At 52.4% G+C, this 933-nt stretch carries 1 protein-coding gene; it reads left to right on the forward strand.

Features of this window, described 5'->3' with window-relative positions:
* Positions 1-11: 11 nt before the first annotated feature.
* Positions 12-933 (forward strand): condensation domain-containing protein (locus tag ACM2FC_RS23470; protein ID WP_498483452.1); only part of this gene is annotated, 922 nt, incomplete at its 3' end.

The raw sequence follows: 933 nt of genomic DNA on the forward strand, positions 1-933 counted from the left end.
TTGTGCATCAGATGTATCAGGCCTTATGTCAAGGTGACACCCCGAATGTGCAGTCAGAGCTCACGTATCCGAGGGTGCAGCGTTACCTGCAGCACAACACAACCCGCAGTGACCATTATTGGCAGACTCAAAGGGGACGTTGGGAAGGGACGACGGATGTGCGTTACCTGCTCAGTGAGCCCAGTCGCTTGCATCAAGACCGTGTGGTGGGCGAGCAGCGCACCGTTTCAGTGACGATGGAGGGCGACAGTTTTCATGCGCTGACAGCGCAGTGTCGTCGATTGGGGATGACGTTAAACGTTGCGGTCCAATTTGCGTGGCACAAACTCTTACACGAGTACAGTGGCAGTGAACAAACGTTAGTGGGCACCACAATCTCTGGACGAGATCTGCCGATCGATGAGATTGAACAGAGTGTGGGGTTGTACATCAATACGTTACCGTTGTGTGTGGTGTGGCAGGCTGACGCCAGTTGCGTGTCGGTCATGGCTCAGATCCAGCAGCGCATTGCAGAGCTCAATGCTTACAGTAATGTTCCCCTCGCTAGGCTGCAAAGAGATGGGGAGCGCTTGTTCCACAGTTTATTGGTGTTTGAGAATTACCCGACACCAGTGAATGACATGCAGAGTGATCTTCGAGTGCGGGGAAGCATAGAGAAAATGGATTACCCACTCTCACTGATTGCTTATGAAGAAGGTGAGCAATTAACGATGCACCTTAAGTATGACAATGCCGTGTTGACCTCCCCAGATGCGAAGCGACTTAAGGGGCAACTTCAGCAAGTGCTCTGCGCTCTGGCTGACTCGCCAGAGCAAGCGCATCATGGCCTGACACTGACGACCGTTGAAGAGCGTCATACTTTATTGCATGAGTGGAACCAGACAGAAGCGGACTGCCCACAAGATAAGACGCTGAGTGAGCTGTTTGAGCAAC

This window comes from Vibrio sp. A37 (assembly GCF_059777565.1).